The following is a 17,479-nucleotide window of genomic DNA, read 5'->3' as shown; positions in this document are numbered from 1 at the left end:
GTGATCGATGCCGCGCACCGAGCAGCAGCCAGCGAGCGGGCACCGACGCGATTGCGGAATAACGGCGCATGAGTATGAAGCGCCGTTTTCCCACATCGATAAATCAGGCAGTCAGATTCACGGGCAAGTCCACGACATGCCAGTACGACGCATATTCCGGCCCTCGCGGCGCACTCGATAACTTTTTGGTGAAGCGCACATAAACCTTGAGCGCAGTGCCCGTGTAAGTGTCCGCGAGAGCGATCCTCAGATAGACCTGCTTGCCATCGAGAACATTCGGCGTCGCAAGCGAGTTATTGACGTTCGGGCCGCCGCCGTTCGTCAAGTTCACCGTGCTCGGTCGGGCAATGGGCGCCGGGCTCGCCTGATTCGTCAAGACGATGCTCGTAACCTGCCCCGCCATCACGGCCCATTCCACGGTCCAGTTCGCGTTGAAGGAGGCAAAGTCGTCCCCGTACGCACCGGTGTAGCCCTGAATGGTCATGCATAGCAATTGGCCGGACTTGAGACCCGCGGTTGCCGTCGTCGCGCTGTCATAGGTGGTCTGCGTTTCGTCGCCGATACGAAAGCGTCCGATCACATAGCCGCCGCTGCTCGTTCCGTTCACCGTGGGAACAGCAAGCCGGGTCTTGATGGTGTCCCAGGTCGGATTGTCCTGTGGCTCGGTCCACGTTGCGTACGGTACGTCGGTAGCCCAAGTCGGCACATCCGGTAATACCGAGCGGCCCGCCCACTGATACGCGGAGAAGGGGCTGACCTCGGTAAGCACGGGGCCATCGAAGCCCACACCCTTCTTCTGCGTGAGGAGCCAGTCCTGCCACGGATAAACACTCGTAACGGGCGTGGCCGGGAAATACTGCGTGCCCGACAGCGCGTGCGTTCCCGTCACCACGTCCAGCTTGATGTTGCGTTTGCCGAGAGCGGACAAGTCGTTGTAGACCCGGTACGCTTCGTTCACTGGAATGTACTGATCCTGCGCCCCGTGCGCGATATAGAGGTTGACGTCCTTTAGCTTGGTCAGGTCTGCTTCGTTGCCCCAGGTCGTATGGACGACCGTTCCTGAATTGATGAAGAGTGCCGCGAACAGATCGGGTTGCAACGATGCCGCTTCGTAGGACCAACCCGCGCCCTGCGAGATGCCTGTTGCGTATATGCGCGTCGAGTCGACATTGCCTACGCGCGTCGAGATGGCCTTCATCAACTCGCCGATGGCGTTCATATAGACCATCTCGGCGTCGTAGTTGACGCACGCTTCCCAAGGCAAGGTCACCGTCACGATGTATGACGGATACTTCGCCTGCAAGGCCGCGTTTGCGAAATCCGCCGCGCCGTTGGAGGCATAAAAGTTGGTCGTCATGTTGGCGTCGTTGCCCAACCCGCCCAGCACGGCCACCAGCGGATATGTCGTCGATGCCACCGTTTTCGGCGTGTAAAGCCGCACGTACATCTGGCCGACGCCGTCGTTTGCTGTCCCGACTGCATCCAGCGTTTTGTCGATGGGAAACGTCCACTTGTACCATTCGAAGTCGGTGTAAGTGTCTGGATTCGCGGCTTTGGCCGTTGGATCGAGCGCCAACGTCCCTGAAGATTTGGATGAATCGTCTCCGCCCCCGCCGCACCCGACGAGCAACGCGAGCGGCGCGGCGCCGAGTAATCTGGCAAAGTCTCGCCGACTCATGCCTTCGCGACGCGCATCGCTCGCTTTTACGCCGTGCTTCTGGCTCGCGTCATCGTCCGGTTTCCTGAACATCGTCTCTCTCCTCGTTTGAATGCATGGATCGAACGCATGAGCTAACGTGCCTTCGGTCGATCGCGTCAGCCGTTTTGTTTTTGTAAATGTACTGACTAGTTCGCATGCGGATCAGTAGGAGAACACCTTACGATCGTTTTTTCTCTTTATGGTCTAGTGGGATGCGACGAAGGTAATTAGTGCTGTGACGCGCCGCACCAACGTAGCGGCGGATAGGGGCTTCGTAAGCGGTGCTTTACTACGATCGCGCGACGACATGATCATCGCGCGAAGATTTCAGACCGGACCTTTGAGCGTCCGATCGAAGAATTCGATCATCGTGGACCATCCGCGCTCGGCGGCCTCTTGGTCGTAGACCGGAAAATCCGGCTTCATCCAGCCGTGCGCGGCGCCGGTATAGGTCTCTGCGACATACCGAACGCCGGCCTGCTTCAATGCGTCTTCGAAGCGCTGCGCCATGGATGACGGGTAACTTCCATCGGCGTCGGCCGCTGCGATATAGAGTTCGGCCTTTAGTCGTGGCGCTGAAAGATGCGGGCTGTCAGGGGCATCGGTTGCGAGATTGCCGCCGTGAAAGCTTGCCACCGCCGCGAAGCGATCGGGATATTGGCCAGCGGCGGTGATAGCCATGCCGCCGCCCATGCAAAAACCGACCGCGCCGATACGTTCGGGTTCAACGTCCGTGCGCGTGTCGATGTAGGCAAGCAATGCTTCTGTATCTTCGGCCGCCTTCGCGTTACCCGTGGTGACCATCAGTGGCCCGAGGATCGCTCGCACATCGCCCTTGAATACTTCCACGGGATCGAAAGGCCCATACGAACCGTAGCGATAGAAAAGGTCTGGCAGCAGGACGACATAGCCCGCGTTCGCCAGCCGTTGCGCCATATCCGATACAGCTGGACGTATGCCGCCCGCATCCATGTAGAAGACGATGGCCGGCGAAGGCGTTGCCGTATCGGCGGTGAAAACGTGAACGGGACACATACCGTCGCGAGTGGAAACGCTCACCTTTTCATAAGCCATGATGTCGTGCCTTGAGTCGAGAGCCGTGCTTGGGAATTGTCGAGAGATCATGTGTGAGCAAGACGCTTCAATCCTTGACCAAACCGCCATCGACGACGAGGTTCTGTCCCGTCACCGCTCGCGCCCACGGTGAGAGAAAGAACAGCACTGCGTCGGCGAATTCTTCCGGCGTCGTGACACGGCGCAACGGCGTGAATCCGGCGACCATATCGAACACGGCTTCGGGCGTCGCGCTGCTGGCGTCGGTCGTGCGCAAGAGTCCGCCGGACACCATGTTCACCGTGATGCCGTCCGGTCCGAGATCGTTCGATGCAGTTCTCGTCAACGCGAGCAATGCCGCTTTGGCCGCCGTGTAGTCGTGATAAGGCACGACGGGGTTCTGAAATAGGTTGGTGCCGACATTCACGATACGGCCAAAGCCAGCGGCACGCATTGCGGGCAACGCGGCTTGAATCGTATTGAGCGCGCCCTTGAGGGCGCCTTCGATCTGCTGCTGAAAGCGCGTCCATTCGATATCGCCGATCTTCGGTCGCGCGTCGCCATCGAAGCTGAATTCGGCAAGCGCGTTGTTCACGACGGCATGTATCGGCCGGCCGCTTTTAGCGAGCGCTTCGTCGAAGAGACGCGCGACGGATGCCTGATCCGTGATGTCGGCCTGAACCGCCACGACGCGCGGTCCAAGCCGCTCGACCAGCACGTTCGCTTGCGCTTCGCTACGACGATAGTTGATGACGACACTGGCGCCTTCACGCGCGAGGGCTTCAGTGATCGCCGCGCCCAGTCCGCGCGCGCCGCCGGTGACGAGTACGTTTTGTTCAGACAGCAGCATCGACATCTCCAAGGTTTGTTCTGGAATAGCCGATGCATTATGCAGCATGGGGTTAAGCGGCGCGTAAGTACACACGCGCTTCAGGCGCGCCGCAGCCTTCGTTTAAGGCGTACGCAGTTGCGTCACGAGCAATCGTTGCGTCTGATTTAGCTAGACCATAGCGTGGCTTCGGACAGCGCCTGCGCGGCTATCAGCCTTTGCCAGAGCGCTCGAAAAAATTGCAAGCCACGCGCTTCTTGCCAGCAACCGTCAATGCAGCCACTAAACCCAATTCGCTCAGGCGAGATCGACTTGTCGCGGTCGCAGAATCTTTTCGAATTCTTTTCTTAAGATGCAATAGCAAGCGCACGCCTGCTTCTCCAGACCAACGCGATCGAGAATTTCAATGCTGCCTCGGCCGTGCCGAATCAAGCCTGCATCGTGAAGTTTGCCCGTCGCCTCGGTGACGCCTTCTCTTCGCACGCCAAGGCTGTCCGCGACGCCTTGTTGGGTGACGCGCAAAACCATTGACGGCGCCCGGTCCGCTTGCGTCAATAACCATCGGCACAATTGCTGGCGCAGCGAATGATGTCGGTTGCATGCGGCTGTTTGTGCAACCTGTGTCAGCAACGCCTGCGTGTATAGAAGCATTAAACGGCGCAAGAACGCCGAACGGCCGATAAGTTCACGCAACGCATGAGCCTTGATGCGGTACGCAGATCCGGGAAACTGGACCTGAACACGCGTTGGCATGAACTTGCCGCCCGTTAGCACCGGCAAACCTGTCATGCCCTCGCGCCCGACGGCGGCAATCTCGGTCGATGCACCGTCCTCCACCATGTGAAGAAGCGAGATGATCGACGTAGTCGGAAAATAGACATACTGCATTTGTTGGCCGGGATCATACAGGCGTTGTTCGCTACGCAGTTCGATCAACTCCAGATGGCGTGCGATCTCTTTCCACTCCGGCGCGGGAAGCGAACATAGCAAGGCATTACCATGCAGGTCCGATGTCAAATTCAGCATGCTCTTCGCTCGTTTAAGCTATTGCATAACCTTAGCATTTTTTCGTTTTGCAGGTTGCTTTTAGCCTTAAGCGGTTGTTGGTCTGGCAGCTACCCTATCAAGCGAAAGCTATAAGCGCTTAGCGTCTTAGCGGTCGTTTTGTTAAGTCGCCATCAAGGTCTGGTCTTAAGCCTTGAACGGCTTTTGTCGAAGTGGTGACAACCAGCTAAGAAAATGCTTCTTTAGACGTTAAGGCATTAATGCTGAATTTGGCTCAAGCGTCTTTGAAGATCGCCACCGCTGATTCTTCTTCTTAGAATCGAACGAATCGCTCTGTTGCCAGCCATCGTCGTGAGTCAAAAATCCGGGCACGACTATCTGTTGTTTTAGGCAAAGTCAGCCACCCGACCTCTGCCACGCGCCGACTGCATCCTTGCTATCTTGCTGCCGATAGTGACTCTCGCATTTTCCACAAATGCTCGCCAACACGTGCATGAGCACAACCCAATTCTTTCTAAATAATTCTATTTTCCTGTCATATACATTTCATCATCCGGCCTTACATTCCTCTTTCGACGCTGCACGCGGGCCGAGTACCTAAGCAGCCTGATCCCCCGATCATCGATAAAAACAGGAACTCCCCATGTCCGACCGGACGAATCTTTCCCGCCGCCGCACGCTTAAACTTCTTGCGGGGGCGCCGATGTTACCGCTCGGCGGATTCGCCGCCGCCACGACGCTCGCCGGCTGCGGCGGCAGTGATTCCAATGCGGCCCCGGCTGCCACCGCGACGTTCGCAAGCGCGGCATTCACGTCGATGGCCGCACCCACGCTCAACGACCCCGCGTCGATGGCGACGACCACGGTAAAGTCGTCGCTCAACGTCACGTTCGCGGACGGCACCACGCAAGCGTACAAGCTCGCCTATCAACCGTTCTTCGTCACCGGCGACATGGTGCCGAACGGCAGTGGCGGCAACATCCTTGCAGGCGGTTATTACGATATCAACGGCCAGCCGATCGTCGATACCTCGGTGCCGGGCAAGGAGCGTCAGTTCTATTCCGACTGCCCCGACGGCAGTTCGTTGCTCACGCTTGCCAATGCAACGGTGCCGGGCATCAAGGGCAAGACCGTATTCGCCGTGGTGCAGTTCGAATACACCACGCGGGATCAGAGCCTCGCGTCGCAGTACGGCCAGTTACCCTCGCCTATCGCGGTATTGACGCTCGATCAGAACCCGACGACGGGCCACCTCACGCTGGTGAAATATCACAACGTAGACACCTCGAAAGCGAACGGTCTATGGATCACGTGCGGCGCGAGCCTTTCGCCCTGGAATACGCACTTGTCGAGCGAGGAGTACGAGCCGGACGCGTCGAGCATCGCGAAAAACGCGCAGTTCAAGGCCTTCAGCCTAGCGCTATATGGCGACGCGACGCGCGCCAATCCCTACCACTACGGGCACTTGCCGGAAGTCACGGTGAATCCAGACGGGACGGCATCGATCAAAAAGCATTACTGCCTCGGACGCATCTCACACGAATTGATCCAGGTGATGCCGGACCAACGCACCGTCATGATGGGCGACGACGCGACCAACGGCGGCTTGTTCATGTTCATCGCGGACAAAGCGGCGGACCTCTCGTCAGGCACGCTGTACGTCGCCAAGTGGACGCAGACCTCGTCGGCGGGCGCGGGATCGGCGAACCTCTCGTGGATTCGCATCGGCAATGCCAGGAGCGCTGAAATCGAAGCACTTGCCGGATCACTCAAGGCAGCCGACATCATGGACATCGCCACCGCGGACCCGGCGGACGCCAGCTACACGAAGATCAATTTCAACGGCACGTTCAACTGGGTCCGCGTCAAGCCGGGCATGGACAAAGCGGCGGCGTATCTGGAAACGCACCGCTATGCGGCGCTTAATGGCGGCAGCATGGGATTCACGAAGCTCGAAGGCACGACGGTCAACGCGAAGGACAAGATCGTGTACACGGCGATGTCCCGAGTCGAGAAATCGATGGTCAAGGGAAACGCGGCCTCGCGCGATGTCGCGGTCGACAAGACCATCGTCGCAGGCGCCGTGTACGCGCTCAATCTCAAGGCCGGTCAGAAAGACGTGACGGGCGCGGCCATAGACAGCGAATGGGTGCCGGTCGACATGGCCGCGCCCGCCGCGCTCGTCGGCGAGGACCTGGCTGCGCCCGACGCGCTCGGCAACCTCGCGAACCCCGACAAGATCGCGAATCCGGACAACCTGAAGTTCTCGGAGAAACTGCGCACGTTGTTCATCGGTGAAGATTCCAGCACACACGTGAACAACTTCCTTTGGGCCTATAACGTCGATACCCAAACGCTTGCACGCGTGCTTTCGTGCCCGTCGGCTGCGGAATCCACCGGATTGCACGCGGTCGACGAGATCAACGGCTGGACCTATATCATGAGCAACTTCCAGCATGCGGGCGACTGGGAGAGTCCGCTGCATGACAAGGTCAAGGCAACCGTCGATCCTTTACTGCGCGCGAATTATAAAGATCGATTCGGCGCGACTGTCGGTTATCTCACTGGCGACGCGAGCAGCATCAGGCTGGCGAAGGCTTGAGAAGCGGCATGCCGGCACTTCGCTGCATCTGCAATAGATGAACCGAACTTGAATCTGCAGCCAGGCCCGCAGTGTCGCTCACGACCGTCGGGCCTGACGATAAAAACCGCTACGACGCGTTCGCCTCAAGCAAACTACTTGACGGCACCCGACGACATGTCCGAACTCTGCGGCATGGCTTGCGACGAGGCTTTGTTGCCCGGCTCATAGGTTCGGTTCACATCTCCCGGATCTCTGTTCCACGGACTCGACACTGGCTCGCTGTGGTAGGTCCTTTCGGACGTAGCCGCGCCATGAGCACCACCGCTGCCGCTCCCGCCGTTACCGTTTCCGCCCGCCAGCGCGGGCATGGACACCAGCGCGGAAACGAGTGAAGCCAACACGCACGAAACCTGGACATACGACGCAGTCTTTGCCATTTCGGAACTCCTTAAGGACCACAAGCCTCGACACCCGTGTTCGATTCGTCGGTCTGATTTTGATAGAGCCGCGACGGGTCAAACATGCCGCTGCAAAATCAAATACGTAGAAGCCTGGGTGTTGGATGCAGCATTTCTTTTATTCGTCAGAGTATGCAGTTGCTTTTCCGCCAACGAGCAAAGACGATCAACGGGTACAAATCTGGCTAAGGCGCTCACTTGGAGCGCTGATCGAGGAACGAATTCAGCGCTCGGTCCCGACCATCCAGAGAAACTCATGCTCCCTTACAGCAGACAGGGCCAAGGCGACGTCACCTTCGTGCTCATGCATTTTTTAGGCGGCTCACACCGTACTTGGTTTCCTACCTTGCCTTTTCTTGACCATGAACACCTTTGCGTCGCGCTCGATACCCCCGGCTTCGGCGATGCCGCGCATATCGAAGGCTACAGCGTGAGCGAGATGGCCGATCACATCGACGCTACCGTCCGTGCATTGCAACTCGAACGTTGCGTGCTCGTCGGTCATTCGATGACGGGGAAAGTCGCGGTTGTGCTTGCGGCCCGCAAGCCGGACTATTTGGCAGGCTTGATCCTCGTCGCGCCCTCGCCTCCCGGACCGCAACCCATGAGCGAGCAGGACCGGGAACAGCAACGAGCGTATGGCAAGACTCGGCCGGAAGCGGAAGCGTTCGTGGATGAATCGAGCGCACACCGCTTGCCGGATGATGTTCGCGAAGTCGCAATCCACGATGCCCAACGCGTCGATCTCGTTGCCTGGCGCGCATGGGTGGATGGCGGCAGCAAGGAGGATTGGAGCGATCGCATCGGTACGCTCGATTATCCGGCGTTGCTCGTTTGCGGCGCGGACGATAAGCAAGTGCCCGGTCCGGACGAGCAACGCATGACAACATTGAAGCATTTTCCGAATGGCAACGTGAGCGTGATCGATGGCGCAGGCCACCTCATGCCCTTGCAGACGCCGCGGATCTTGGCACAGGAGATGCTGAATTTTGCAGAGACGCTTTAACCACGACGACTTGCGTGGTTGCGGAATCAATCGACTAAGGGGAATTCATGGATTTGGGAATCAAGGGGCGCGTGGCGCTCATCACCGGCGCGAGCGGCGGCATCGGTCTCGCGGTTGCAAAACAATTGAGTGAGGAAGGCGTGCATCTGGTGCTGTCGGACGTGGATCAACAAAAGCTCGAAAAGGAAAGCGGCGCGCTCGCGCAATCCAGCTTGTTGATTGCGGCCGATATGACCAGGCAACAAGAGGTAGACGATCTCGTCAAGCGAGGCACGGAACGGTTCGGGCAGATCGATATCGTGGTTCATACGGCTGGCGTTACCGGCGCAAAAGGCGATCCGCTCGAACTGGCGGATGCAGACTACGAGGAAGCTTGGGCGACCGACTTTTTTTCGGCTGTACGTGTGGCTCGTGCGGCCATTCCGCCCATGCGTGCGAAAGGCTGGGGGCGCTTCGTTTGCATCACGTCCGAGAACGCGGTGCAGCCTTACTGGGAAGAGGCGGTGTACAACGTTGCCAAGGCCGCGCTTGCTGCATTCATCAAAAATCTGTCCTACAAAGAGGCTGCACAAGGCGTGCTGTGCAATACCGTCTCGCCTGCATTCATCGAAACCGGCATGACGAACGGCATGATGGAAAAACGCGCCAAGCAAATGGGCGTGTCCTTCGACGAGGCGGTCAAGAGTTTTCTCGACGAGGAACGGCCGGGAATCGTTCAAAAGAGACGAGGTCAGCCCGAGGAAGTCGCGGCGGCCATCGCTTTGCTGGTTTCGGATCGTGCGTCGTTCATCAACGGCAGCAACGTTCGGGTGGATGGCGGCTCGGTTCAGGCAATCCAGAACTGATTTCGATACGAAGCGTGCACGCTCGCCAGACATGCGCGCTTCAAAGCCAGCCCATTGCCGATGCCTTGAGCGTTGCCGCCGCGCGTGTCGAGCATTCTAGTTTGCGAAAAATATTCTCTACGTGTGTGCGCACCGTGCTTGGACTCAAGACGAGTTCGCGTGCGGCTTCCTTGTTACTCGCGCCGCGTGAGATCGCTTTCAAGACGTCGATCTCTCGCACGGAGAGCAGCGCACGCGACGGAGCATCGCTTACCTGATGTCTTACGGGAGCGTCGGCGTCGGTGAGCAGCGCATCGACCGCATTGGCATCGAAGCGGCCTTTAGCGACTTCGTTGAGCATTCTCTGTGCGGCCTCGTTGGGTGAAAGCGCCGCTCGCCACGGACGCAGGGAACGAAGCGCCACCCACGCAACAGACGCGGCCAGCACGCGCGCTTCCAACCCAAGCGCCTGATCGCGCACGCCGCGAAAATAGCCCGAGCCGTCGAGGCGTTCATAGGCATACGATGCGACCTCCGCCGCTTCACCTATCGCGCCCGCCAGACGTCCCGCACGCGACGTCCAGTACGGCACCAGACGCACCTTTTCCCACGCGCTTTCGCTCAAACGCTCCGGTTGATTCCACACCGCGTTAGGCACCGACGCGCGGCCAATGCCGTGGATCAACCCGGCGTGATAGACCCGGGCGCGCGCTTCATCGCTCGAGGTGAGCCGGGCGCACGCCGCCAGTGCCGTCGATGCAACCGCGCGCGAGAAACCCGTCATCCACGGAAGTTTGAGGTCGATGACGTCTGCAATCAACTCCGGCGAAGTGGTCTGCCGCATGTGCGCGGTTGAAAGAACCGCATCGACTTCGGCGGGCGTCAGGCAATCCAACTCCTTCAGCCAATGCACCGCATGGCGCTTCGCATATCCTACAAGCACTGCCGGATAGCGCATGTCGGCGCGCTTCGCGATTTTAGCGAGCGCCCCGTCCACGCCATACACGCGGCTGTAGATTTCCAGATCGCCCGCTAGCGAGACGATGGACACAGGCACGGGAACCGCTTCGTGCGTGAGATGCGAAGGCAAGCCGCGACCGTCCCACGTCTCGAAGATGTGCCGCAACGCCGTTTCGGTCGCGCGCGCGAGTCCGAGCATGCGCGCCACTTCTCGCGCGACCTCGCAATGGGTCACGGCAAGCGGCGTGAGCGCCGCGCCAGCGTCGCCGAGCGCTTCGAGCGGTTCCGCCCAATCCGGATGATCCTCGAGCATGGCCTGGCGAAACGCTACATCGTCACCGAAAACCTGCGCGAAGCCCGACGCATTTGCCGTGCAACCGGACCAGCGCAGCAACGCCGCCTCGCGCACTACGTCGGCATTCGCGATCGCGAGACCGGCCGCACTCGCCAGACGCGAGGCGAGCCACGCTGTACGAGGCGAGTGGTCGGTTGGCTGCCCCATGCTCAAGTCACCGATGAAGGCAAGCGCCTTCACACAATCGAACACGAGCAAGGGAGACTGGCCGGCTTCCTGATCAGTCATGGGATGACCACGGGAGTTTTGCACGGAAATGCGCCCACTATACGCGACATCAATTTCCCATAGCCTCGGTCATTTGACCGATGCACAGTGCACGCGCGAGGTGCAAAGATCTCGGTCATCGTGAAGCGCCAACCAGTCATTGCAAGGAGTCACCATGTCCGACTACTCACTGCCAGAAAAAACGCTCGCCAACGCAGAGCGCTGGCTCAAGAACTACTATTTCACCCGCGCGGCGGTTTCGATCGTATGGGTGGCGCTGGCCTTCGTGGTCGGATTGCACTCCGTGGCCGGCGCGGCGGTTTTGCTGGTCATCTACCCGGCATGGGATGCGCTCGCGAACTATATCGACATGTCGCGAAGCGGCGGGAAGACCGGCAATCGCACGCAGGCGATCAACGTTGCGATCAGCGCGGCTACGACCGCCGCCGTGATCATTGCGCTCAAAACGAATACGGCATGGGTCCTCGGCGTCGTCGGCGTCTGGGCCATCTTGTCCGGGCTGCTTCAACTTGCCACCGCGTTACGTCGATGGAAGCGCTTCGGCGCGCAATGGGCCATGGTTCTTAGCGGCGCGCAATCGGCACTTGCAGGATGCTTCTTTCTGGCGCTTACACCCGCACCTCTTACGCTTGCAATTTCGAAGATAGCCGGTTACGCGGGCGTCGGTGCGGCCTACTTCCTTATCTCGGCCTTGTGGTTATCGGCTGCGCAATTTCGGCGCCATCGCGCGAGCACGGTCTGAGCAATCGAGCGCGCCGAGATGGATTGCAGCGAAGAACGCCCGTACAACGACCGCGATGTACAGCACCTTTATTTGTACCCCTGCGCCTGTAGGCCGAACAGGTGCGCATAACGTCCATTCAGCGCGAGTAGTTGTCGATGGCTTCCGCTTTCCAGTATCCGCCCCTGGTCCAGCACGATGATTTGGTCGGCTCCTCGCACGCTCGAAAAACGATGTGAAATCAGAATGGACATCCGCTGCCCTGACTGCGCCTGAAACTGCTCGAACACCCCAGCCTCGGCTTCGGGGTCGAGGGCGGCGGTCGGCTCGTCGAGAATCAGGATATCCGCGCTTTCCCGCATATAGGCCCTTGACAGTGCAATCTTCTGCCACTGCCCGCCCGAGAGTTCTCGACCACCCGCAAACCAGCGTCCGAGTTGAGTCTCGTATCCGTTCTCCATCTGCTCGATGAACGCGGCAGCCATGCCCTTCTGCGCCGCTTCGCTCCATCGGGTCCTGTCCGAGAAGGCTTCGATATCGCCGACGCCCAAGTTCTCGCCAGCCTTGAACTGGTAACGAATGAAGTCCTGGAAAATGACACCGATCCGGCGGCGCAGTGTGTATTCGTCCCACTCCTGGAGGTCCGAACCATCGAGAAGGATACGACCGGCGGACGGCGTGTAAAGGCGCGTGAGAAGCTTGATGAGCGTGGTCTTGCCCGAGCCGTTCTCGCCTACCAAAGCAAGTGTCTGCCCGGGCTTCAAATCGAAGCTGATGTCGGTCAGTGCCGGGCGCTCGGCACCCGGATAAGCGAACGACACCCGCTCGAACTGCAGACCTTGTCCCGGATGCGTTCCTTGAGTCAGATGACCGGAGCTCACGTTTTCGGGCTGCGCGAGGAACTCGAACAAGTCGCTCAGGTAGAGACCATCCTCGTAGAGCCCGCCAATCGAGGACAGGCTGCTGCTCACCGCACTCTGACCTTGCCTGAACAGCACGAGGTACATCGTCATCTGACCCAGCGAGATGGCTCCGCTCACCGTCTCAAGGACAATCCATCCATAAGCCGCATAGAACGCGATGGTGCCGACCACGCCGAGCAGAAAACCCCAACCGTCTCGTCGCAACGTGAGTGCGCGGTCTTCCGCATAGAGCTTCTCGAAGGTGTCGCGATAGCGCTGCAGAAGAAGCGGGGCAAAGCCGAACAGCTTGACTTCCTTGATGTTCGCTTCGCTCGAGAGCAGAGACTCGATGTAATTCTGCTGCCTGCTTTCGGGCGTCCTTCGCCCAAAGAGCCGGAACGCGCTACCCGAAAATCGCGCTTCGGAAATAAAGCTCGGTATGGCACCGACGACCAGGATGACAAGCGCCCACGGCGAAAACCTCACGAGCAACACCGCGAAAGTCGTGACGGAGATGAGGTTTTGTACCAGACCGAGCGACTTCATCACGAGCGACAACGGCCGTGAAGACGCGTCTCGCCGTACTCTTACAAGGCGGTCGTAGAACTCTGAATCCTCGAATTGAACGAGACTCAAGTTTTGAGCCTTCTCCAATATAAGCAGGTTGACCTTCTGCCCGAGTTGCGCGCGGAGTAGCGCCTGCAGCAAGGACAACGACCGCTGGCTCGCCGCAAGGGCAATGAGCACCAATGCTTCGAGGAGGAGATAGCGAATGACCGGCCAATGTAAGCGATGCGCTGGTTCGTGGGAGGCCGTGACGACCGCGTCGACGATACGCTGCCCAATGACCGCGGCCGCCGCGGGAAGCACGCCGGCAACGATGGTCGCGACGAGAAGCCCACTGAGAAATAGCGGTGACGTGCTCCAGACGAGCATGAACGCTTGCGTAGCTCGCTTGAGAAACTCGCCGACCTGACGCAGCATTTTCATGGTTCTGCTAGGCGACATTGGAATGAGAGATGATCCGGAATATGCAGTGGACGCCTGGTCGCACGTGGCGAGCCCGCCAACGTAGACGGTCCGGTTGTCCGCGAGACGAGCTTACCTCACAACGAATGGCAAGACTGCATGAACAAACTTGCGAGGACCGTATGAGCAGTCGGTAAGAAAACACGCTTCTCCGGGGGGTTCCCACCAACGGCATCCGCTGCTTCGCTTCCGGACGTGCAGAAATCTGGAGCTGCAATTTCTGGGAGCCTTGGAAATAGAATACAGTCCGGCAGTTCAGCACGCGGTTATGGCCGGCGTCCGGACGGCAAGATGGATTGACCACAAGGAAGACGCATGGACTTCGATGCAGTCGTATTGGGCGGGGGTATTGTCGGAACGTCGATAGCGATTCATTTGCAGCGCCGTGGACTCGCCGTTGCACTGATCGATCGCAAGCCTCCAGGCAATGAAACCTCACTCGGCAATGCAGGAATAATTCAGCGCGAGGGCGTTTATCCCTATGCTTTCCCTCGTGACCTCGCCAAGATTGCCAGGTATGCGAGCAATCGCGCCACGGACGTTCGATTTCATGCGGCGGCAATGCCTAAGCTGGTGCCGTTTCTTTATCGTTATTGGCATCATTCGCGCGCCGACCGTCACGCAAAGATTGCGAAGGCTTACTCGACCCTCATCGAGCACAGCGTCTCGGAGCATCGCGAGTTGATCGAAGCGGCCGGAGCGCAATCTTTAGTGCGAACGCAAGGCTGGATAAACGCTTTCCGAACTTCAAAAGCGTTCGAAGCGGCCATGGCGGAGGCGTCGCATTGGCAGGACGCCTATGGCATCCCGTTCGACGTTCTCGCCGACGGCGCTTTACAGGCAGCGGAACCCTCTCTTGGTCCCGCGCTCAGATATGCAATCCGGTACTCGTCGGCAGAGTCCGTGAGTGATCCATCGGGGCTCGTCGGCGCTTACGCGAAATTATTCGAAAAGCTCGGCGGCACGTTCTTCATTGGCGACGCGTCGACACTCGAGTCCGGGTGGCGAGTCACCACCGAGTCGGGTGTGGTCACCGCGGACCAGGTCGTCGTTGCCTTGGGACCGTGGGCCAATGACGTCACGACGAAGCTGGGTTACGCGTTGCCGCTCGAAGTAAAGCGCGGCTACCACATGCACTATGCGGCGAAGCCTGGAGCAACGTTGAATCAGCCCGTTCTCGATGCGGAAATCGGTTACGTCATCACGCCGATGGTTCGTGGCATCAGATTGACGACCGGCGTCGAGCTAGGCCTTCGTGACTCACCGAAAACGCCTGTGCAACTCGAGGCCGTGGAGCCCTTCGCCCGTCAGACGTTTCCAATCGGCGAACGTCTCGACGAGGCGCCCTGGCTCGGACGCCGGCCTTGCACGCCCGACATGATGCCTGTCATCGGCCGCGCACCGAATCATGAGAAGCTTTGGTTCGCCTTCGGGCACGCTCATCACGGGTTGACACTCGGCCCTGTTACCGGACGGCTCATCGCCGAGTTGATGACGGGCGAAGATCCGTTCGTGGACCCGCATCCGTTCCGGGCGGAGCGGTTTTAGGTCCCTTAGCGTTTGCAAGGCAAGTGCAGCAACGCGAGCACATCGAGGGAACATTCCCGCATGGCACGGCACGTCGTGTCATACCGCGAGCAACGGTGTTGTTATGATTGCGTCGTCGCGAGGCAACGTTACGCGACGACGCCCCTCGTCCTCGAGTTCCCTGATGCTCACGCACCATCTATCGTTTTTCAAGCGCCCTTGGTGGGGTGTCATGGCGCTGACTTTCGCGGCGTTCATCTTCAATACCACCGAATTCGTGCCCGTCGGTTTGCTTACCGCAATCGGTAACAGCCTGGACATGCGTCCGACCGACGTCGGCGTGGTGATGACCATTTACGCATGGACGGTGTCCGTCGCGTCGTTACCGTTGACCTTGTTCGTCCGCGAAGTAGAACGCCGCACCCTGCTAATGCGCGTCTTTATCGTGTTCATACTCAGTCATATCGTGACCGGACTAGCGCCGAACTTCGAGATATTCGTACTGGGTAGAATCGGCATTGCGTTTGCGCATGCCGTCTTTTGGTCGATCTCCATCCCGCTCGTCGTGCGCCTGGTTCCACCGGACGGAGAGCGCCGTGCACTCGCGATGATATCGATCGGAACATCGGTCGCCATGGTGGCCGGTGTCCCCATCGGACGAGCGATAGGCGATACTTTTGGATGGCGCGCGACCTTCCAGATCATCGCAGGCGCAGCGGTGCTCGGCATGGGCGCGTTATGGTTGACGTTGCCAAAACTCGATAGCCAGGGTTCAGGTTCGTTGAACAGTCTGCCAAAGCTCCTCAAGACACCCGTGCTGGTCGCGCTCTTTGCTGTGACGGTTCTTACGGTCTGCGCGCACTTCACTTCCTACACTTATCTCGAACCGTTTGCTCGCGCCGTGACAGGCGCGAGCAATATCGAAGTGACATTTCTGCTGGTGCTGTTCGGTGCCGCGGGCGTTCCGGCCGCGGTCTGCTTCAGTCGCTTTTACGCCAACCGCCCCCGCCGGTTCCTGTTGTGGACCTTGTGTGCCCTTGCCGCTTGCTTGCTGTTGCTTTGGCCTTGCGGACAGTACGTCGGCACGCTGTCGATGCTCTTGCTGTTCTGGGGCGTGGCGATCATCTGCTTCGGGCTTGCCATGCAGGCACACGTGCTGCGACTGGCTCCGGATGCGGCGGACATAGCCATCTCGATGTTTTCCGCTCTGTACAATATAGGCATCGGAGCCGGCGCGCTGGTCGGAAAGTTCGTCGCGCGCGATGTCGGGCTAGCCTGGATCGGAATGTTCGGCGCAGCGGTCGCCGTGCTTGGCGCGGTAGTGTGTTGGCTCGCGTTCATGGCGGCACGTCGTGGCACGCGGCGCGCTGCGCCCTTGTTGACTCACTAGCGAGCCGCGTGGTCGGGCGTGGTTGGTCGGATGTCATCCGACCCGTGTCGACTTTCGTGAACCGCACGTCTTGCAAGAGCATCGAATACTCGAGGCCGGTGAGTGTTCCTTGCGACAAAGAAATCGAATAGGCGCGCTCCCGCGCGTGCATCTGAGTAACTGGCTTCGATCGTCGTTCTTGCGCGCCTGCGTCGCACGAATCGTCGGGACGAAACAGCATTGGAAGTCGCAAACAAAGAGGCTATTAGCAGCACATGGATATCTTTTATCACGCGCCAAGTTTCGAGCAGAACGTCAAGAACGGGCTGGTTGGTTCGATTGGCTCCAGCAGCGCCAAACTGGTCACGCTCTCCCAGCGGCTGCCCAAGCGGATCTGGGTCTTCAAGACGCCAAGAGGTTTGAAGGGCTCTATTCAGTTGCTCGCGTCATTGCTCGTTTGCGATGAACCCAGCGTCGCGGTGCAGTCCGACCAACCGCACATGGTCTTCTACGACGTGTTTTCGCCTGAATCCGTGATTTTTACGGAGTCAGGGACGCCCGAGCGCATCGAAGAAGTCTCGGGGTACTTCCAATACCGGTGGCATGCCGCCTTCAGCGCCAGTTTTAGAGGCGACGTGGGACTGCAGGCTATGGAAGCCGATGTCGTGCGAGGACTGGAGGCACTGGTTTCCGGTTGGGAAAGAGTACAGATGCTCGAACGTGTGAAGAACGTCGATAGCGTTCGGCCTATCAATCCCTTCGCGCCGCGCTGAACAGTCGGAAGCCAACCGTTACGCTTGGTGTAACCGAATACGCCGTGCGACGAAGCACACGGCACATCCGTGATGGTGGTCGTGGCGCGGCGGCCGCCGGCGTCCGCCTTCAGCCGCCCCGTTTATTCTTCTCCTAACCCGAACAGTGCATTCTGCG

Annotated in this window: 13 protein-coding genes; 7 read left to right on the top strand and 6 right to left on the bottom strand. The window is 59.2% G+C overall.

Annotated features, from left to right (window positions below; translation table 11 throughout):
• Positions 1-103: 103 nt before the first annotated feature.
• From NCR40_RS26740 to NCR40_RS26725, 4 genes are all read right to left on the bottom strand, one after another.
• A complete protein-coding gene (locus tag NCR40_RS26740; protein ID WP_250511216.1) occupies positions 104-1,750 on the bottom strand; it encodes a carboxylesterase family protein in 1,647 nt (548 codons plus the stop codon).
• A 276-nt stretch (positions 1,751-2,026) separates the two neighbouring features.
• Positions 2,027-2,773, bottom strand: a complete 747-nt coding sequence (locus tag NCR40_RS26735) for a dienelactone hydrolase family protein (RefSeq protein ID WP_250511215.1) — start codon at positions 2,771-2,773, stop codon at positions 2,027-2,029.
• 67 nt (positions 2,774-2,840) lie between these two features.
• Positions 2,841-3,602 (bottom strand): 3-oxoacyl-ACP reductase, encoded by a 762-nt coding sequence (locus NCR40_RS26730; protein ID WP_250511214.1) that lies wholly within the window; start codon positions 3,600-3,602, stop codon positions 2,841-2,843.
• A gap of 276 nt (positions 3,603-3,878) precedes the next feature.
• Positions 3,879-4,607, bottom strand: coding sequence for a Crp/Fnr family transcriptional regulator (locus NCR40_RS26725; protein ID WP_244830457.1), 729 nt, complete (start codon positions 4,605-4,607; stop codon positions 3,879-3,881).
• 622 nt (positions 4,608-5,229) lie between these two features.
• On the opposite strand from NCR40_RS26725, the gene NCR40_RS26720 reads away from it, so the two are divergent.
• From NCR40_RS26720 to NCR40_RS26710, 3 genes are all read left to right on the top strand, one after another.
• Positions 5,230-7,188 (top strand): PhoX family protein, encoded by a 1,959-nt coding sequence (locus tag NCR40_RS26720; RefSeq protein ID WP_250511213.1) that lies wholly within the window; start codon positions 5,230-5,232, stop codon positions 7,186-7,188.
• 348 nt (positions 7,189-7,536) lie between these two features.
• Positions 7,537-8,634, top strand: a complete 1,098-nt coding sequence (locus tag NCR40_RS26715) for an alpha/beta fold hydrolase (RefSeq protein ID WP_250511212.1) — start codon at positions 7,537-7,539, stop codon at positions 8,632-8,634.
• A gap of 47 nt (positions 8,635-8,681) precedes the next feature.
• Positions 8,682-9,479, top strand: a complete 798-nt coding sequence (locus NCR40_RS26710) for an SDR family NAD(P)-dependent oxidoreductase (RefSeq protein ID WP_250511211.1) — start codon at positions 8,682-8,684, stop codon at positions 9,477-9,479.
• A 40-nt stretch (positions 9,480-9,519) separates the two neighbouring features.
• Here the strand turns inward: NCR40_RS26710 and NCR40_RS26705 are convergent, their stop codons facing one another.
• A complete protein-coding gene (locus NCR40_RS26705; protein ID WP_250511210.1) occupies positions 9,520-11,001 on the bottom strand; it encodes an HD domain-containing phosphohydrolase in 1,482 nt (493 codons plus the stop codon).
• A 154-nt stretch (positions 11,002-11,155) separates the two neighbouring features.
• On the opposite strand from NCR40_RS26705, the gene NCR40_RS26700 reads away from it, so the two are divergent.
• Positions 11,156-11,743, top strand: a complete 588-nt coding sequence (locus NCR40_RS26700; protein WP_244830465.1) for a DUF308 domain-containing protein — start codon at positions 11,156-11,158, stop codon at positions 11,741-11,743.
• Positions 11,744-11,811: 68 nt separating this feature from the next.
• On the opposite strand, the gene NCR40_RS26695 is transcribed toward NCR40_RS26700, so the two are convergent.
• The gene (locus NCR40_RS26695; RefSeq protein WP_250511209.1) at positions 11,812-13,614 is read right to left on the bottom strand and encodes an ABC transporter ATP-binding protein; all 1,803 of its coding nucleotides are present in this window, start codon (positions 13,612-13,614) and stop codon (positions 11,812-11,814) included.
• A 354-nt stretch (positions 13,615-13,968) separates the two neighbouring features.
• Here NCR40_RS26695 and NCR40_RS26690 point away from each other — a divergent pair, with 354 nt between their 5' ends.
• The 3 genes from NCR40_RS26690 (at position 13,969) to NCR40_RS26680 (ending at position 17,322) form a co-directional block, all read left to right on the top strand.
• On the top strand, positions 13,969-15,201 hold the full coding sequence (locus tag NCR40_RS26690; RefSeq protein ID WP_250511208.1) for an NAD(P)/FAD-dependent oxidoreductase: 1,233 nt from the start codon (positions 13,969-13,971) through the stop codon (positions 15,199-15,201).
• Positions 15,202-15,364: 163 nt separating this feature from the next.
• A complete protein-coding gene (locus NCR40_RS26685; RefSeq protein WP_284507870.1) occupies positions 15,365-16,570 on the top strand; it encodes a sugar transporter in 1,206 nt (401 codons plus the stop codon).
• A 254-nt stretch (positions 16,571-16,824) separates the two neighbouring features.
• Positions 16,825-17,322: a hypothetical protein gene (locus NCR40_RS26680; protein ID WP_250494719.1), complete on the top strand. Its 498-nt coding sequence runs from the start codon at positions 16,825-16,827 to the stop codon at positions 17,320-17,322.
• The last annotated feature ends 157 nt before the right edge of the window (positions 17,323-17,479 follow it).

It is taken from the genome of Caballeronia sp. GACF4 (genome assembly GCF_023631025.1).
Lineage (GTDB): Bacteria > Pseudomonadota > Gammaproteobacteria > Burkholderiales > Burkholderiaceae > Caballeronia.
This window is presented reverse-complemented; position numbering and strand designations above follow the sequence as displayed.